The sequence below is a fragment of the Desulforamulus ruminis DSM 2154 genome (assembly GCF_000215085.1).
GTDB lineage: Bacteria > Bacillota > Desulfotomaculia > Desulfotomaculales > Desulfotomaculaceae > Desulfotomaculum > Desulfotomaculum ruminis.
Map to the genome: position 1 here is coordinate 1,502,633 of NC_015589.1, position 16,581 is coordinate 1,519,213.

The 16,581-nt window shown below is 42.5% G+C and carries 17 protein-coding genes; 13 read left to right on the forward strand and 4 right to left on the reverse strand.

The window, feature by feature from the left end; translation table 11 throughout:
* Together DESRU_RS07500 and DESRU_RS07505 are read right to left on the reverse strand one after the other, a co-directional pair.
* Complete coding sequence (locus DESRU_RS07500; RefSeq protein WP_013841508.1) at window positions 1–678, reverse strand: DUF4956 domain-containing protein; 678 nt, start codon at window positions 676–678, stop codon at window positions 1–3.
* Window positions 671–1,396: a polyphosphate polymerase domain-containing protein gene (locus tag DESRU_RS07505; RefSeq protein WP_013841509.1), complete on the reverse strand. Its 726-nt coding sequence runs from the start codon at window positions 1,394–1,396 to the stop codon at window positions 671–673. The genes DESRU_RS07500 and DESRU_RS07505 overlap by 8 nt, the downstream gene beginning before the upstream one ends.
* 277 nt (window positions 1,397–1,673) lie before the next feature.
* Here DESRU_RS07505 and DESRU_RS07510 point away from each other — a divergent pair, with 277 nt between their 5' ends.
* Entirely contained in the window at window positions 1,674–2,351 is a 678-nt protein-coding gene (locus DESRU_RS07510; RefSeq protein ID WP_013841510.1) for a response regulator transcription factor, read from the forward strand.
* A complete protein-coding gene (locus tag DESRU_RS07515; protein ID WP_013841511.1) occupies window positions 2,348–3,580 on the forward strand; it encodes a sensor histidine kinase in 1,233 nt (410 codons plus the stop codon). Before DESRU_RS07510 ends, DESRU_RS07515 begins: the two co-directional genes overlap by 4 nt.
* 256 nt (window positions 3,581–3,836) lie before the next feature.
* On the opposite strand, the gene DESRU_RS07520 is transcribed toward DESRU_RS07515, so the two are convergent.
* Window positions 3,837–4,397, reverse strand: a complete 561-nt coding sequence (locus tag DESRU_RS07520; protein ID WP_013841512.1) for a tyrosine-type recombinase/integrase — start codon at window positions 4,395–4,397, stop codon at window positions 3,837–3,839.
* 380 nt (window positions 4,398–4,777) lie between these two features.
* Between DESRU_RS07520 and DESRU_RS07525 the strand changes: the two genes are divergently transcribed.
* Window positions 4,778–5,584 carry an HD-GYP domain-containing protein gene (locus tag DESRU_RS07525; RefSeq protein WP_013841513.1) on the forward strand — a complete coding sequence of 269 codons (807 nt, stop codon included), beginning with the start codon at window positions 4,778–4,780 and terminating at the stop codon, window positions 5,582–5,584.
* Between the two features lie 69 nt (window positions 5,585–5,653).
* Here DESRU_RS07525 and DESRU_RS07530 read toward each other — a convergent pair whose 3' ends face one another.
* Window positions 5,654–6,091: a MarR family winged helix-turn-helix transcriptional regulator gene (locus tag DESRU_RS07530; protein ID WP_013841514.1), complete on the reverse strand. Its 438-nt coding sequence runs from the start codon at window positions 6,089–6,091 to the stop codon at window positions 5,654–5,656.
* Between the two features lie 176 nt (window positions 6,092–6,267).
* On the opposite strand from DESRU_RS07530, the gene DESRU_RS07535 reads away from it, so the two are divergent.
* The 10 genes from DESRU_RS07535 (at window position 6,268) to trpS (ending at window position 16,569) form a co-directional block, all read left to right on the forward strand.
* The gene (locus tag DESRU_RS07535) at window positions 6,268–6,732 is read left to right on the forward strand and encodes a CBS domain-containing protein (RefSeq protein WP_238446385.1); all 465 of its coding nucleotides are present in this window, start codon (window positions 6,268–6,270) and stop codon (window positions 6,730–6,732) included.
* A gap of 31 nt (window positions 6,733–6,763) precedes the next feature.
* Window positions 6,764–7,108 (forward strand): MFS transporter, encoded by a 345-nt coding sequence (locus tag DESRU_RS07540; protein WP_013841516.1) that lies wholly within the window; start codon window positions 6,764–6,766, stop codon window positions 7,106–7,108.
* Window positions 7,109–7,227: 119 nt separating this feature from the next.
* On the forward strand, window positions 7,228–8,379 hold the full coding sequence (locus DESRU_RS07545) for an aldo/keto reductase (protein ID WP_013841517.1): 1,152 nt from the start codon (window positions 7,228–7,230) through the stop codon (window positions 8,377–8,379).
* A gap of 122 nt (window positions 8,380–8,501) precedes the next feature.
* Window positions 8,502–9,710, forward strand: coding sequence for a nickel pincer cofactor biosynthesis protein LarC (gene larC, locus DESRU_RS07550; protein ID WP_013841518.1), 1,209 nt, complete (start codon window positions 8,502–8,504; stop codon window positions 9,708–9,710).
* 69 nt (window positions 9,711–9,779) lie between these two features.
* Window positions 9,780–11,093 (forward strand): glutamate--cysteine ligase, encoded by a 1,314-nt coding sequence (locus DESRU_RS07555; RefSeq protein WP_013841519.1) that lies wholly within the window; start codon window positions 9,780–9,782, stop codon window positions 11,091–11,093.
* The gene (locus DESRU_RS07560) at window positions 11,087–12,421 is read left to right on the forward strand and encodes a circularly permuted type 2 ATP-grasp protein (RefSeq protein WP_013841520.1); all 1,335 of its coding nucleotides are present in this window, start codon (window positions 11,087–11,089) and stop codon (window positions 12,419–12,421) included. Before DESRU_RS07555 ends, DESRU_RS07560 begins: the two co-directional genes overlap by 7 nt.
* Before the next feature lie 34 nt (window positions 12,422–12,455).
* Complete coding sequence (gene larB, locus DESRU_RS07565; RefSeq protein ID WP_013841521.1) at window positions 12,456–13,202, forward strand: nickel pincer cofactor biosynthesis protein LarB; 747 nt, start codon at window positions 12,456–12,458, stop codon at window positions 13,200–13,202.
* A 31-nt stretch (window positions 13,203–13,233) separates the two neighbouring features.
* On the forward strand, window positions 13,234–13,872 hold the full coding sequence (locus tag DESRU_RS07570; protein ID WP_013841522.1) for a lactate utilization protein: 639 nt from the start codon (window positions 13,234–13,236) through the stop codon (window positions 13,870–13,872).
* Window positions 13,873–14,104: 232 nt separating this feature from the next.
* Window positions 14,105–15,043, forward strand: a complete 939-nt coding sequence (locus DESRU_RS07575) for a bifunctional helix-turn-helix transcriptional regulator/GNAT family N-acetyltransferase (RefSeq protein WP_013841523.1) — start codon at window positions 14,105–14,107, stop codon at window positions 15,041–15,043.
* A 542-nt stretch (window positions 15,044–15,585) separates the two neighbouring features.
* Window positions 15,586–16,569 carry a tryptophan--tRNA ligase gene (gene trpS, locus DESRU_RS07580; RefSeq protein ID WP_013841524.1) on the forward strand — a complete coding sequence of 328 codons (984 nt, stop codon included), beginning with the start codon at window positions 15,586–15,588 and terminating at the stop codon, window positions 16,567–16,569.
* Window positions 16,570–16,581 lie beyond the last annotated feature (12 nt).

Sequence of the window (16,581 nt, forward strand, 5' to 3'; positions counted from 1 at the left end):
TTATAATTCATCCCGACTGGCAGAGACCCGCCCGCAAACAATGTTCAAATTTCCGTTGCGGCAGCGCAGTCCATCCAGAAAATTCTTGTCTATGGCCGGTTCTTTAAGAACGATGTGGTAATGCAGCTCATACAGGCTGCCCATATTGGTGGTCTTAACCTGAACCAGTTCCGCGGTTTTGGTATAGGTGTTGAACAGATCGTCAAAGATGCCGGAGTAATCCAGATTTTCCGGAATGGTGATTTTCAGCAGCTTTTCAGTTTTCTTTTCTTCTCCAAAGTGGACGGTGGTTAAAAGGATGGACGCTAATCCGACAACGAGCAGGAAAATAAAAGCAATCCCCAGGTACCCCATGCCGGTGGCAAGTCCAACAGCCATGGCAAAAAAGATACTGCCGATTTCCCTTGCGCTGCCCGGAATGGACCGGAAACGTACCAGACTAAAGGCGCCCATCACCGCCAAACCGGTGCCCAGATTGCCGTTCACAAGCATAATCACGATTTGAACCATGGACGGAAGCAGGGCCAAAGTGACCACAAAGTTTTTGCTGTATGTATTGCGGTACATGTACACCATGGCCACTCCGATTCCGAGAACCAGGGAAGTTAAGGTACAGAAAAGCAGATTTTGCAGGGTAAAAGAGCTTGCTGTCATTAGATTTAAAATTGTATCAGGCACAGATGATTCCGCCTTTCTTATACACATTGCGCAGGATGTGTTCTTTGTAACAGGTTCCATATTTAGAAAAGGAAGTAGGGAAAATTTCTAAATTAGAAAGAATGCGGCTGAGCCACAGGGGCATGGTTCCGGGAATTTTAATCTCCATCAAGACATTTCCCGATTTAAGCAGGGGATTTCCCCAGTCCCCTTTGGCTAGATCCAACTGAGACTGCCTCCAGCGGATGTTGCGGTCAAAGGTGATGCGCAGATCGGCATCCTCATTGCCATATAGAGCGAGACGGTCATAAGCGATGAATACTTTGGGAACCGGTTGATACATTTTCAGGAACCAGTCGATTTCCTGAAGAATCTGACCGGAGGATTCCGGATATTCACCCTGCAGGAGATAGTGTCTGGATTTCTCCAGGGTGAGAGACGCCCGTCTTTTGTAGACTTCGCCTTTGAACTTCTTTTTCAGTTCCAGGAAAACGGTGCTGTTGGTCTTAGGCACACCATAACTGCGCAGCCGAAATTTTTCCTTATAGACCGGCTTTTCAATGGATGCCCGGATGAGTTCGTAGCTGTGGGTATCGAAATAAAGGTTGCAGATGGTGTGCAGGCCGTAAAGGTCCTCTGTCATGGAGCCCTTTAGCCGTTCCATAAGGGCTTGATGCTGCCCCTGGTTTAACAGGTATTTTTTTTCATAACGTTTAAATACATCTTGATACTGAGTCATAGGAAACACTCCATTTCCATTTATTTTCAGCTTCAGCCCGGTTATGCTTTGGTAAAAGAACTGTAGCATCGGGCAGCCTTGTTTTCCGTGCCTTTATCATACTGCCCGTAACTGAAATTACCCTGAAAAGTTGCTTTCAGAGTAATTTCAGATTTTCCTGATATGATGTGACCAAAACAGGAGAGGGATCTCCTGGGATTTAGGAGCGATTTAAATGAATTCCCCGGCTGTGTTATGATACTGATGATGATACGATAAAGGAAAGCAAGGTGGGATCATGCGGATATTAATTGTGGAGGACGAGATCCGTCTGGCGGAAGCCCTGGGTCAGATCATGAGCGAACATAAGTACGCGGTGGACATGGTCCATGATGGCGCGGATGGTCTGGATTATGCCCTGAGCGGTCTTTATGATGTGATTGTGCTGGACGTGATGCTGCCGAAGCGAAGCGGTTTTGAAGTGGTGCGGGAACTGCGCGCCAAAAAGGTTGCCACTCCCGTGCTTCTCCTCACAGCCAGGGATGAAATTACGGATAAGGTAATCGGATTGGACTGCGGTGCTGATGACTACATGACCAAGCCCTTTTCTCCCGAGGAACTTCTGGCTCGCATCCGGGCTCTGGCCAGGAGGCAGGGAGAAGTGGTGCTGGAGGAGTTATCCTTTGCCGATCTGACGCTTAATTTGTCCACCCGTTGCCTTTGCTCCGGGTCAAAATCGGTGCACTTGGGATTTAAAGAGTTTGAGGTGTTAAAAATTTTAATGTCCAATCCCAAAATTGTGGTACCTAAAGAAGACTTGATCACCAAGGTCTGGGGGATGGAATCCAACGCGGAAGATAACAATGTTGAGGCTTATATCTCTTTCCTGCGCAAAAAGTTCTTTTTTCTTGGCTCCAAGGCCGGTATTGGCACGGTTCGTAAAGTGGGTTACCGGTTAGAGGCGGAAGAAATATGATCCATAAGCTGCGCAGAAAATTCATTCTCATTAATATGACACTGGTCAGCCTGGTGCTGCTTATTGTATTTGCCGCCATCTGCTTTTTTAGCTATCAGCGAATGCAAATGGAAAGCTACGACGCCATGCGGCGGGCTATTGCCCGTGAACCCAACATGGCGCCGCCCATAATGGAAATCGGGGGCAAGCGGCCGCAGAAGCCTGTACCGATGATTCCCATATTCAGCGTTGCGCTGGATGAAAATAAAAGGATTCATTCTATTAGAAGGGAAAATGTAGCCGTTTCCGATGAAGTGGCCGCCGAAGCAACAGAACGGGCGCTAGCTTCGGACAGCATGAGTGGTGTCTTGTTTGATCTGAAACTGCGCTATCTGGTAGCACAAACTCCCGATGGCGTAAAAATTGCTTTTGCCGATATGGAAAGAGAACTAGGTTCTATGACCAGCCTGCTGATTACCTTATTGATGGTTGGCTTGGGCGGACTGGCCGCTTTCTTTTTTATCAGCCTATTCCTTTCCGGATGGGCCCTGCGGCCGGTGGAAAAAGCCTGGGAGCAGCAGCGGCAGTTCGTGGCCGACGCTTCTCATGAACTGAAAACGCCGTTAACGGTAATTTTGGCCAACATCGGCATTCTGCTTTCGAACCGCCAGGACACCATTGAACGGCAGATTAAATGGGTGGAATATACCCAAGCGGAAGCCAACCGTATGAAAAAACTGACGGATGACCTGCTCTTTCTGGCTAAATCCGATACCATGCAGATGCCGGTACCGCAAACAAAACTAAATTTCAGCGACGCGGTTTGGAGCTGCCTGCTCCCCTTTGAATCAGTGGCCTTTGAACAGGGAATTGCTCTCAATAGTGAAATTGCTCCTGACATTACCCTGCTGGGGGATGAAAGCCAGCTTAAGCAACTGGTGGTGATTCTGCTGGATAATGCCTGCAAGTATGCCGGTAGAAATGGAGCTGTAACAATTACCCTGAAACGAATTCAGGAAAAGGTTCAATTATTCGTCAATAACACCGGCCCACCCATCCCCGCAGATCAGCTTCTTCATATCTTTGAGCGGTTTTACCGGGTGGACGGTTCACGGGCTCGCGAACACGGCGGCTATGGACTGGGACTGGCCATTGCTAAAACCATTGTGGAGAACTATCACGGAAAGATTTCAGTGGCTAGCAATGAGCAAGGGGGCACAACCTTTATCTGCACTTTCCCGATAAAGTAGGGGTTTTATAGCAGAGAATTAAACGGACCATAGAAGAGCCGCAGAGTACTTTTTTAGATACTCTGCGGCTCTTAAGTTATGTATTCATTCATTTTATAATTTGCAAAGGAGTTTTTTTGGTAAACTAATCCATCAAATACAACATTATTGTAATTTTGTTGCATTGGCATCTAGTAATTTATTTTATATTTTTACCACAAAAATGTCAATGTTTTGGTGAAATATGGAATTATTTATTAAATTTTAAAAAAGCTTTTTATAGTTGAACAATAGAATAAAGCTCGTCTTTTTGATCTTGATTAATACCAATATAACGGAGTGTGATACTCGGGGAGCAGTGATTAAAGGTATCCATAATAAGCCCTATATTATATTTAGAAATTTTGTAAGTCCAATACCCCCAGGTTTTTCTTAAGCTGTGTGTCCCAAAGTTTTCAATGCCCATTATAGTGGCAGCTCCTTTCAGTACTCTGTAAACTTGGATTCTTCCAATATAACCCCCTTTTTGGCTGGGAAAAAGGTAATCCTCTAAAGCAAGATGCTGGGTTTTAACATAATGATGAAGGCACCTGCGCAAAGTATCATTTAATTTAATTTTTTTCTCCTTTGCTGTTTTCCTTTCATTCAAGATTAGATATTCTTTAAAATGCCACTTCTCATTAAAGATATCATTTACTTTAATACAAATGATATCACTTATCCTCAAGCCCGTATTAATACCAAATTTAAAAATTAACGCATATTTGGGATCACTTCCATTCAAGTATTGGTAGAGCTGCTTAATCTTAGACTTTTCTCTGATTGGTTCAACAGTCATTATTAGCATTACCTCCCAATGTAACTTTTGCATATTATATTATATAAAAAAGAACATGCTAGAATACAGTTAAAAATTGCAATAACTATTAAATGATTGTGCTGGTTCTTTTGAATCAAATAAATATTTAAACTTAAAATGCAACAAAATTACAATAATGTTGCATTAAAAAGCAAAATACTACTGGCCGAATGTTAATAAATAACGGGTTTAATGTTTTTTGATTTCAGCTAACGTGCGATAGTTTTGTAAAAATATGTGTAAATAATTCGTGTATTATCATTTGTTCACGGTTATTAAGATATGAGTTTTAAGATGGGTTGGAATGGTATGTCACTTTATCCGTTGATAAAGCAGGTCCATAGAAAGGGGTTAGGAAAATGTCTGAAACCTTTGCCAAGAAAGACATCTACGACCAAAACGGTTTTTTGTTGCTGGCCAAAGGCCAAAGAACAACAGACGCGGTTATAGAAAAGCTGAAAAAGCGTGGCTGCTATGAGGAGGAGGCATTGATCCATTCCAATGCCAAACAAAGCGCAGCTACTTTCCCGGCTGTCTTGGAACTGGGAAAAAGAATGAATATACGGAACGACCGTATTCTCGAGCATACCAGCCAAGTACTAAGTACGGTTATCTTTGAGTCAAAAACAAAGCCCTGGTGGATCTATGTCAACGTGTTAAGCAATCACCTGGACTGGCTGTATACCCATTCAATCGATGTTGCCATTATTTCATTGATGATTGCAGTGGAATTGAGGTACAACGAGGATGAACTGTGGAATATAGGATTGGGTGCTTTTCTGCATGATGTAGGCGAACTGTTGATTCCTAAACCCATCATACAAAAACCCGGACCCCTGAACGATCTGGAAAGGAATTTTATTCGGCAGCATTGCGAATTGGGCAAAAGTTCTCTTGAACCCTATGGACTTCCTCAAGAATGTGTGGATATCGTGATGCAGCATCATGAACGGCTGGATGGGAGCGGATATCCAAAAGGGCTAAAGGGAGACGAAATTTGCCGCAACGCCAAAATCGTCATGATTGCCGACGTTGTCGATGGAATTACCTCCGGCCGGCCTTATAAGCCCATTGGGGAAATGGATACGGCAATAAAGACTCTAAGAAGAGATAAAGAAAAATATTCTCAAGAATACGTTTCAGTGCTGGAGAAAATACTGGAATAAGCATACGATTTTTCTTTACGATAAAAATCCGACCAGTGGCATAGGGTGCACTGGCCGGATTTTTTGTGTTCAACCTTTACATGTATGAATGACCGACCGATTGTATTTGCGCAACAACCGACCGAACATTTCGCAGTCTTCGTCGGACCAATCCTTCACAATGTCTGTTATTCTGGCCAAGCGCGCTTGCCGGTGCTGGTCATAGGCCTTGATTCCCGAATCCGTTATTTGAAGGGAGTAGGCTCTCCCATCCACTGGGTTGGGAATCCTGTAGACATATCCTTTTTGTTCCAGGGCGGCTGCTTGCCTGCACACAGTAGAGATATCCAAACGGAATTCATCGGCCAGTGCTTTTATTCCAGCAGAGCCATGGGTGATTATTTGATGTAATAAGAGATAGGCAGAACGGTCCAGATTGCCGGCTCTATGATGATGTGTAATGAATGAAGCACGGCGCAGGAGGATTGTCAATTCAAGTTCAATCATTGCCAGTGAATGCTCGTCCATGTTTTTGCTACCTCTCTTTTTTCTTACTATAGTCTATTTTAACAGAAAGTGAATCCTTTGGGACAACATCCCCGGCTGATAAAGTTTGTTGTCTTGACACTATGCAAAAGTACTTGTAGAATGCAACTATATACTTTTATAATACAAGTTGTTTGGCAAATTAGCAAATAATGAGAATGATGAAAATGCAGGCTTATGAAATTATGATGAATCGTACCTACAAAGTGAAGGAAAGCGACACGGTACGTTCCGTCATCGAAAAATTTATCGCCTATCGTATCAGCGGACTTCCTGTAGTTAATGACAGCAATGAAATTGTCGCTTATATAAGTGACGGGGACATTATGAGATATATAGGCAAATATAACGATTTTGTCATTGATACTTTTTTCTTTGCCACGGTCATCAAAGGGGACGATGAGGATTTTTTGAAAAGAGCACAAAGACTGCTGAATCTAAATGTAATGGACATCGCTCAAAGAAAGGTTATTAAAGTTGCCTGGAATGAGGAAATTGAAAATATTGCCGCGATCTTAGGAAAAAAGAAGATTAAGAAAGTGCGGGTAGAGCGTAACGGCGTGTTGGTTGGAATCATCAGTCGGGGAGATGTCATTCGACATTCCTTTAAAGCCCTGCTGTAATATTTTTCCTATTCAGAAGAGAGGTAAAGGAATGGCATCTGTAACACAATCGGTATCCAAAACATCCATCACAACCACTGTGTCCACCCAAGAAAAAGCAAGCATGCTTAGACAATCGAGAGCAGTATGGGCGGTATTTTTTGCTTGTATTATTGCCTTTATGGGACTGGGGCTTGTTGATCCGATTTTGCCTGCCATTGCCAAAGGTCTACACGCTTCCCCTAGCCAAGTAAGTTTGTTGTTCACTAGTTATAATGCTGCCATGACGGTAGCCATGCTGATTACGGGTTTGGTTTCATCCAGAATTGGTCTAAAGTGGACGCTGCTTGCCGGACCCATTGATGTCTGCACGGCGAAAAATGATTGCCCGGTGTAAAAGGTTGCAAGGGCATTTGATTTTTTATTTTATCTTGACTTAAAGTTCACTCAAAGGTTTATACTCAATACTATAAAAATGCGATTGCAGTATTCGTTACCAAAGGGAGGAAAGAGTTCATGTTATACAGGAAATTTGGCAAGACCGATGAAATGATTTCAAACTTAGGATTTGGCTGTATGAGGCTTCCGCTTCTTCCCGGGGGAGACCCTGCGCAGATTGATGAAGAACTGGCTATAAAATTGGTTCGTTATGCCATTGACCATGGGGTAAATTATATCGACACCGCCTATCCTTATCATGGTGCCGGTATGGGCAATGGGGGTCAGAGTGAACCTTTTGTAGGAAAAGCACTAAGAGACGGATACCGGCAGAAAGTAAAAATAGCCACCAAGCTTCCCAGTTGGCTGATAAAAACCCGGGAAGATATGGATAAATACTTAAATGAGCAGTTAGCGCGGCTGGAGACAGACTTTATTGATTTTTATTTGGTACACAATATTAACAGCAATGTGTGGCCCGGGTTAAAGGAGCTGGATGTGGCAGGGTTTCTAGATCAAGCCATCCAGGACGGCAGAATTAAATATGCAGGATTTTCATTCCATGATAAACTGGATTTGTTTAAAGAAGCGGTGGATTATTATGACTGGTCTTTCTGTCAAATACAGTATAATTATTTAGACGAAGATTTTCAGGCAGGAAAAGAAGGACTGCAATATGCAGCGCAGAAGGGCTTAGGTGTCGTAATCATGGAGCCTCTGCGGGGAGGCAAGCTTGCCGGTGAGCTTCCGGAGGCTGCCCAAAATGCCTTTAATCAGGCCGATGTAAAAAGAACGCCCGCAGAATGGGCTTTAAGATGGGTCTGGAATCACCCGGAAGTATCTGTGGTATTAAGCGGTATGAATACAATGGAACAAGTGATGGAAAATCTAAAATCAGCCAATGAAGGGGAGGCGAACTCCCTAACGGCGGAAGAAGCGGCGATTATTGATCAAGTAAAAGGAATTTATAAAGAAAGAATTAAAGTGAATTGTACCGCCTGCGGCTATTGTATGCCCTGTCCTGCGGGCATAAATATTCCCACCTGCTTTACCATGTACAACAATCATCATGTGTTTGGCAAAGAAGACGGGTATCATCGCTGGCTAAATCCCCAGCAAAGAGCGTCCAATTGTGTGGAGTGCGGAGAATGTGAAGGGCACTGCCCGCAAAGTATTCCTATCCGCCAAGAATTAAAAAATGTTAAAGCAGTATTTGAAGCAAATATATAATTATTTCAGTTTTTTATAACGGCTTATTTTTAATAAGCCGTTATAAAATTAAGAAAGAAAAAGGCCAATAATCATATAAAATTTATATGTAGCCATTTATATGTAAGCAAAGAGGGATAAAAATGAAAATTTTATACTATGATTGTTTTAGCGGGATTAGTGGAGATATGAATTTAGGCGCTCTGGTGGATCTGGGTGTGGATGGGAAATACTTAGCCGGAGAGCTATTAAAGCTCCAATTGGATGCCGAATATCAGATAACCATAAGAAAAGATGCTAAAAAAGGCATAAACGGAACGAAAGTGGATGTCATTCTAACCCATCAGGGTCATAATCATGAACATGAGCATCACCATCACCATCGGAATTTGCAGGACATTGAAAATATCATCAATGGAAGCAGCTTGAGTGATGCGGTGAAAAAATCCAGCCTGGATATGTTCATGAGAATCGCTCAAGCGGAGGCAAAGGTTCATGGAAAATCCATTCATGAGGTTCATTTCCATGAAGTTGGCGCTGTTGATTCCATTGTGGATCTGGTGGGGGCGGCCATAGCCTTGGATTATTTAAAAGTGGATAAAATTATGGCTTCCCCTGTTCAGGTAGGAGGAGGATTTGTAAAGTGCGCCCACGGTCTTATACCGGTTCCGGCCCCGGCCACGGTTGAAATTTTAAAAGGCATTCCCATTCAGTCCGGGATGGTGCCCTTTGAGACCACCACACCCACAGGAGCGGCAATTTTGGCAGCCAATGTGGAAGAGTTTACAAACCAGATGGCCTTTTCTGTGGAGAAGATTGGCTATGGGCTGGGAACCCGGGACTTAGAAATCCCCAATGTTTTAAGAGTGTATTTAGGGAGGACCGAAGCCTCGGAAGCAACAGAAGAACAATACCTGCTTGAGACCAATATTGACGATATGAATCCGGAATTGTACAGCTATGTGGAGGAACGGCTTTTTGAAAACGGGGCCCTGGATGTTTACAAAACACCCATCATCATGAAAAAAGGAAGACCGGCCATCAAGCTGAGCATCCTGGTGAATAAAGAGCGGGAAAAAGAAATACTGGACGTTATTTTTAGAGAAACCACTTCCCTTGGCATTCGAAAAGTGAAGGTTGAAAAAATGATGTTGGATAGGAATTTTTCAACCATTGAGACCCCATATGGCCCGGTTACCATTAAGAAGTCCTGTTATACTGGGAAAGAGATTAAATATAAAGCAGAATACGAGGATTGTAAAAAAATTGCAAAAGCAAATAATATCCCCATTACCAAGGTTTACCGGGAAGTGGACAAAGCCATGGAAAAAATGCTCCCAGGAAAGGGATAAATGCTGTCCGGGGGTGTTCCACCAGCAAACAAATTCTTGACACAATTAATCTGAAATGCGGTGAGGTAAATGGATTATAAAGAAAAGGCTCATTTTTTAACAGAAATATTAAAATTAGGAGAGAAGAGAGACCGGCAGTGTATGGTCGGGGTTGAGATTGAACATATTGTCGTGGATAAGAACTCATGGAATTCCATTCATTATTATCAAAAGGACGGCATTGAAACTATTCTCAAAAAACTTATGAGATTTGCTTACAAGCCCAAATTTGAAGGGGATTCTTTAATTGGTCTGGAGCATGAAGACTATATTATAACCTTGGAACCGGGCGGACAATTAGAAATTAGTATCCGTCCCTGCAGTTCCCTGAAAAAAATTGAATTGATTTATTTTCAATTTTTGCAGCAAGTCATTCCTATTTTAGAGGAACAAAATCAATTTTTAATGGCTCTTGGTTATCATCCCAAGAGCACCATTGCGGACATTCCTTTTATTCCCAAAAAAAGGTATCAATTGATGTCTGCTTATTTAAAAGAAAAAGGCAAATATGCTCACAACATGATGAAGGGAACGGCATCCCTTCAGATTTCCATTGATTATTATGACGAAGAAGATTTTATAAAGAAAATGAGGGTAGCACATTTTCTTTCGCCGGTATTAGCCGTTATTTCCGATAACGCTCCTATTTTTGAAGGCAAGGATTATGAACAAAATAGTTTGAGAAGCCTAATCTGGCAAAACACCGATCCTGCCCGTAGCGGCACTATCCCGGGGGTTATGGATCAGTCCTTTGGTTATCAAGAATATGCCGATTACCTTTTAAATGTGGAGCCCATTCTCTTTTTAAAGGACGATCGGGCGCTGTCTGCAGGAAATAGGAAGATTAGCGACCTGCTGGATCAATATGTTTTTACCGTTCCAGAACTGGAGCATTTATTTTCCATGGTTTTCCCGGATGCCCGGGCCAAAAACTATATTGAAATACGAACCGGGGACAGCCTGCCCCATCCTTTTAGCTTTTCTTATATTGCCTTTATAAAAGGTCTGTTTTATAATCAAGCAGCTCTAGATTATTTATTTCAGTTAACAGAAACCGTGGATTCTGAAACACTGGAAAAATATAAGCAATCGATGATACAAAAGGGTCTGAAGGGCGATTTTGCTTCTAAGACCCTAATAGACTTTTTACCTCCTTTGTTTGATTGGGCCAGGGAAGGTCTTCCGGTTGAAGAGATACATTATTTGCAACCCTTGGAGAACTTGATTTTGTCACAGGAAAATGTTTTGCACAGGACGAGAGAAAAATTGGATAAAGAAGGACTGGATGGATTAAGATCGTGTATATTAAATGACTTGATTCAGGAGGAATGTCTTTCATGCTAGCAATGAATTTATTTAACCAATATCGGGCCCAGGTACTGGCAGATCCAGGCCGATATATCACTTCTTACAAGCAGGTGTTTGATGAAGTGCAGCGTTCTGCCGCTCAGTATAAGGGGAAACCGGTGGCTTTTCTTTATCAGCCGCTGTTCTTAAGCGAGGCCAATATCCAGCAGTTTGACCAATTGACCCAAAAGCTGTATGGCATTTTGGAGAAGGTGATTCAGCATTATCTGGCAGATAAAGGTTTTCGGGCCTATTTTGGATTTTCTCCACTGCTGGAAAAATTAATTTTAAAGGATCCGGGTTATAAAATTGATATACCCATCGCAAGATTTGACATATTTTATGATTTTGAAAGTGGCAGTTTCCAGTTTTGTGAATTAAATACGGATGGATCCTCTGCCATGGTAGAACAGCAGGAGTTAGCGAAAATCTTTAGCAATGCCCTGACCATTCAGGAATTTAAGAAGGATTATAAAATTTATGATTTTGAATTGTTTGATTCACTGGTAGAAGTTATAAAAAGTAAATATAAGGAATTCAGTAAAGGCAGCAGCCAAAAGCCCCAGGTAGCCATTGTGGACTGGTTGGAGGGAAAGGCTCCCAGTGAATTTGTGGAGTTCCAAAAAGCCTTTGAACGAGCCGGCTGCCAAGCCGTCATTGCTGATCCGAGAGGGCTGGCATATCGGGACGGAAAATTGTATTACCAGGATTTTAGAATTGACTGTATCTATCGCAGGGCCGTAACCTGGGAGATCATTGAAAAAGCAGATTCGGTGAAGGGTTTTATTGATGCCTATTTGAACGGGGATGTTTGTGTGGTTGGACCCTTACGGTCTCAAATTGCTCATAATAAAATTATTTTTGCCCTGTTGCATGATGCGGCAAAGACGCCTTTCTTAACCCAAGAAGAACGAAACTTTGTAAAAAACCACATTCCCTTCACAACCATTTTTGATTCAAATAATCCTGATCTAGTAGAGGATGCCATTGCCAATAAAGACCAAAGGATATTAAAACCCATGGATCGGTATGCTTCCAAGGGGGTTCGGGCAGGCCGGGATCATTCGGCTGAGGAATGGCTTAAGATTATACAGGAGGAAGCGAAGGAAGAATATCTGTTGCAAGAATTCTGCAGGGTTCCCAAAGTGCCCATGGCCTTTTTTAAGGATGGAGAAGCAAAGTTCAGAGAATGCGGCTTTACCATCGGCTTATTTATGTATGGTGGAAGCATGCAGGGAGTCTATACCCGGGCAGGGGTAGAGACCATCATTGGAAGCCTTACGGAAAGCTACTCCGTTCCGAGTTTTGTTTTTGTGGAGAAATGAATGCCATAAACAAGGATGCTTTCGGAGGAAAAGAATGAATAAAAGTGATGTAAGAAGATTACTTGAGTCTGTAAAGGATGGCCGGATGGGCATAGAAGAGGCCTCAAAACAAATAGAGGATTTACCCTATAAAGACTTAGGTTTTGCTAAAGTCGACAACCATCGGGAGATCCGGGTTGGCTATCCGGAGGTCGTCTATTGTGCGGGAAAAACCGTCAAGCAAGTAAAAGACACCATTCAATTTATGCTTACCAAGGAGAATAACATTCTGGCTACCAGAGCCAATGAGGAGATGTATCAGGCCGTAAAAGAAATCTGTCCGGAGGCCGGGTACAATTCCCTGGGCAGAGTTATCACCATTAGAAAAAGGGAAGAACCTTTAACGGACAGCTATATTGCCATTGTTGCAGCAGGAACCTCCGACCTGCCGGTAGTGGAGGAAGCCGCCGAGACGGCAAGTTTATTGGGCAATCGAGTTGAGAAAATTGTTGATGTAGGGGTTGCCGGAATTCACAGGCTTTTTTCAAAAATGGAGGTCATTCGGGGGGCCAAAGTGGTGATTGTGGTTGCAGGAATGGAAGGAGCACTGGCCAGTGTGATCGGGGGTCTGGTGGATAAACCGGTCATCGCAGTGCCTACCAGTGTTGGGTATGGGGCAAACTTTGGGGGCCTTGCGGCCTTGTTATCCATGTTGAACAGTTGTGCCGGCGGGGTGAGTGTAGTCAACATCGATAATGGCTTTGGCGCGGCGTACAATGCTTCGATTATAAATAAGCTTTGATTATAAGTTGAAAAGTATGGAGGATAAATCGATGGAAGTAAAAAAATGGCATAATGCAGCACTGGGTCAAAAGATTGTGGAGACTTTAATAAAAAATGAATTTGACGCCGTGTATTTATCAACGGTAAAGGAAGCCGCGGATTTTATTATGAAGCATGTGCAACCGGAATCCACCGTAGGCTTTGGCGGTTCTATGACCATACGAAATATGGGCATCCAGGATAAGGTAAAAGCGGTTGGCGGCAAAGTGCTGGATCATGGCGCACCCGGTCTTAGCCGGGAGGAAGTGGTGGCTGTGGCCAGGAAAGAAATGCTAAGTGATTTGTATTTATGCAGCAGCAATGCAATTACGCTGGATGGGGCGCTGGTAAATATAGACGGCATGGGAAACAGAATCGCCGCCATGAATTTTGGCCCAAAAAAGGTAATCGTGGTAGTGAGTGTTGATAAAGTATGTAAGGATGAAGCGGCCGCCTTTGACAGATTGGAAACAATCGCCGCTCCTATGAATAATAAAAGACTGGAAACTTCCAACCCATGTATAAAAACAGGTATATGCGCTGATTGTCAGGGCAAAACCAGAATCTGCAGAATGTATTCCGTAACGAGAAAAAAACCTATGGCTACGGATATTACGGTGGTGGTTGTGGGAGAGTCCTGTGGATTCTAATCAACGAAACAAAAACTTAATGGAAACTTTCGTAGAAGAAGTTCTAAGCATCAGATTGGTAAATCCATCTGGGCCTTGGAACTTCATTTTTTTGCCCAGGAACCCGGTCAAGGGAAAAAACAATGGCGGTTGCGATGGGGTTCAATAGTAATTGCTTTAGTCAACAATATTAGTTGACTTTGTCAAATAAAATAATATAATAAAGTTATGTTGCAATGATAGGAGGAGCAAGATGAATTCAATCTATAATCCCTTTATTCACGGCGTGCGAAGATTTAATCGCTTCTACACCAATATTTTGGGGCTTTTGGATCAGCATATGCTGAACAGTGAATTTTCCTTGGCCGAAGCCCGTGTATTGTACGAAATTGGACACACAAAGAATTGTACTGCCAAAAGGCTGATTGAGGAACTAAAGATTGATCCGGGCTATCTAAGCAGGATGATCAAAGGTTTTGAAAAAAAGGGCCTTACCTATCGGGTACAATCCACCGAGGATGGCCGGCTGTATTATCTTTATCTGACCGATAAAGGAAAGGATACACTGGCCGGACTGGATGAACTCTCCGATAGCCAGATTGATCAAATGATGAGCTGCCTGCCGGCGCAAGAGCAAAAAAGGGTTGTGGAGAGTATGAAAAGCATTGAGCAAGTCTTATCCCAAGACCCGGTGCTGTCAGGGGAACGGGTTCACATCCGGCGTGGGCTTAGGCCGGGAGACGTGGGGATTTTAATTCATCTGCACGGCTGGATTTATGATCAAGAATGCGGATACAACCATGGATTTGAAGGCTATGTGTGTAAAACTTTTCATCAGTTTTTTGAAAATTACAGCCCGGATAAGGATCAATTTTGGTTTGTAGAAGTGAATGGCAAAATGGTGGGCGCCATTGCCGTTGTGGAACATTCACCTCAAAAAGCTCAATTGAGATGGTTTATCCTGCATCCGCAATTCCGGGGCAGAGGTTTTGGCCGTGACTTGTTCACAGAAGCCATGCAATACTGCCGGGAGAGAGGTTACCGGAAAGTGTTTCTGGAGACCACCGAAGACCAAGAAACAGCCATTAAGATGTATATGAAAGCAGGATTCAGAAAAGTGGCGGAGCATAAAAGTAATGCCTGGGGAAAGGATTTAATTGAGCAGACCTATGAATTAAATTTACCGATATGACTTTGGGGCGGTGAGTTTTATTATGCTTTAGCAAGTTTCAGGCGGAAGTGACAGGTTTCGGCTTGTATGCTAAAATGAAAAGAATGGGAAATGGAAATTTGAGATATAGATTATTTTTGGTATTACTTGGAAGCATACTGAAAACGATAAATTAATTGCAGGACTGATAGGAACTTACTATAAGCATTTCCTTTTCCTAATTTTTCTCTGATTTTGTGGTACAATAAAATAAATTTTTAAACCGTTGATTAAGAGTAGTAGCCATTACAGCGATTTTCAGAGAGCCGTCGTTTGGTGTGAGTACGGTATTTCAAGTTTTGGCGAATGGACTTTGAGGGCAACCCGAAAGGTAATACTTAGTAGGCGTTGACGGAAGGCCCTGACCGTAACACAGGGAGCGCATGATGGTGCGTACTCATTAGGTGGCCTGCAGAATTTACTTCTGTCCTTTTGGGGACAGAAGTTTTTTGTTTATAAAGGAGATGGTTTCTATGAGTAATGGTTGGTGGTGAACAAAAAATATATGTGAAAGGACTTTTATCATGAAAAAGCGTATTTTAACTGGTGATAGAACCACCGGAAAGCTTCATTTAGGACATTTTATAGGCAGTTTACAAAATCGAGTAAAACTCCAAGATGAATATGATACCCTCATTCTTCTTGCGGATGTGCAGGCATTAACTACTCATTTTAGTAATCCACAACTTATTAATGCCAGTATTTATGATGTTGCCATTGATAATCTTTCCGTTGGACTCAACCCCGAAAAAGTTACTTTTGTTCAGCAATCACAAGTTTCTGCCATTGCCGAACTTACAGTTTTTTATTCTATGCTTGTTTCTGTTAATTCTCTAAGGCATAATCCAACAATAAAAACTGAGGCAAAACAGTATGGCTACGATGATTTGACATATGGATTTTTGGGATATCCTGTCAGTCAAGCAGCAGATATAACTTTCTGTAATGCGGACCTTGTCCCTGTGGGAGATGATCAGTTGCCCCACATGGAGCAAGCAAGAAAAATTGTTCGGAGATTCAATGATCTTTATGGTGAAACCATAAAGGTTCCCAAAGAACTTTTAAGTGATACTCCCCGTCTTCCCGGAATTGATGGGAATAGCAAAATGGGTAAAAGTTTAGGCAATGCAATTTATTTATCAGATGATAAAGATACTGTTATTGCCAAAATTAAATCTGCCTTAACAGATAAAAACAGAATTGCCATTTCCGACCAAGGTAATCCGGATATTTGCACAGTTAGCCTATACCATAATGCCTTTAACTGCGAAGAATATCCTAATATATGCGATATGTGCAGAAAGGCAAAGATTGGATGTGTTGCTTGTAAAAAGGCACTTTATACTAAGCTTAATGCTATTCTTAATCCTTTTCGTGAGAGAAGGGCATATTATGAGCACCACAAAAGTGAAGTCAGAGATATAATCGTAAGTGGAACCAACCGAGCAAACGCAATTGGTTTGGATACCATGTTAAAAGTAAAAGAATCAATGAAAATATCTATTTAGCATGAAGGTTAT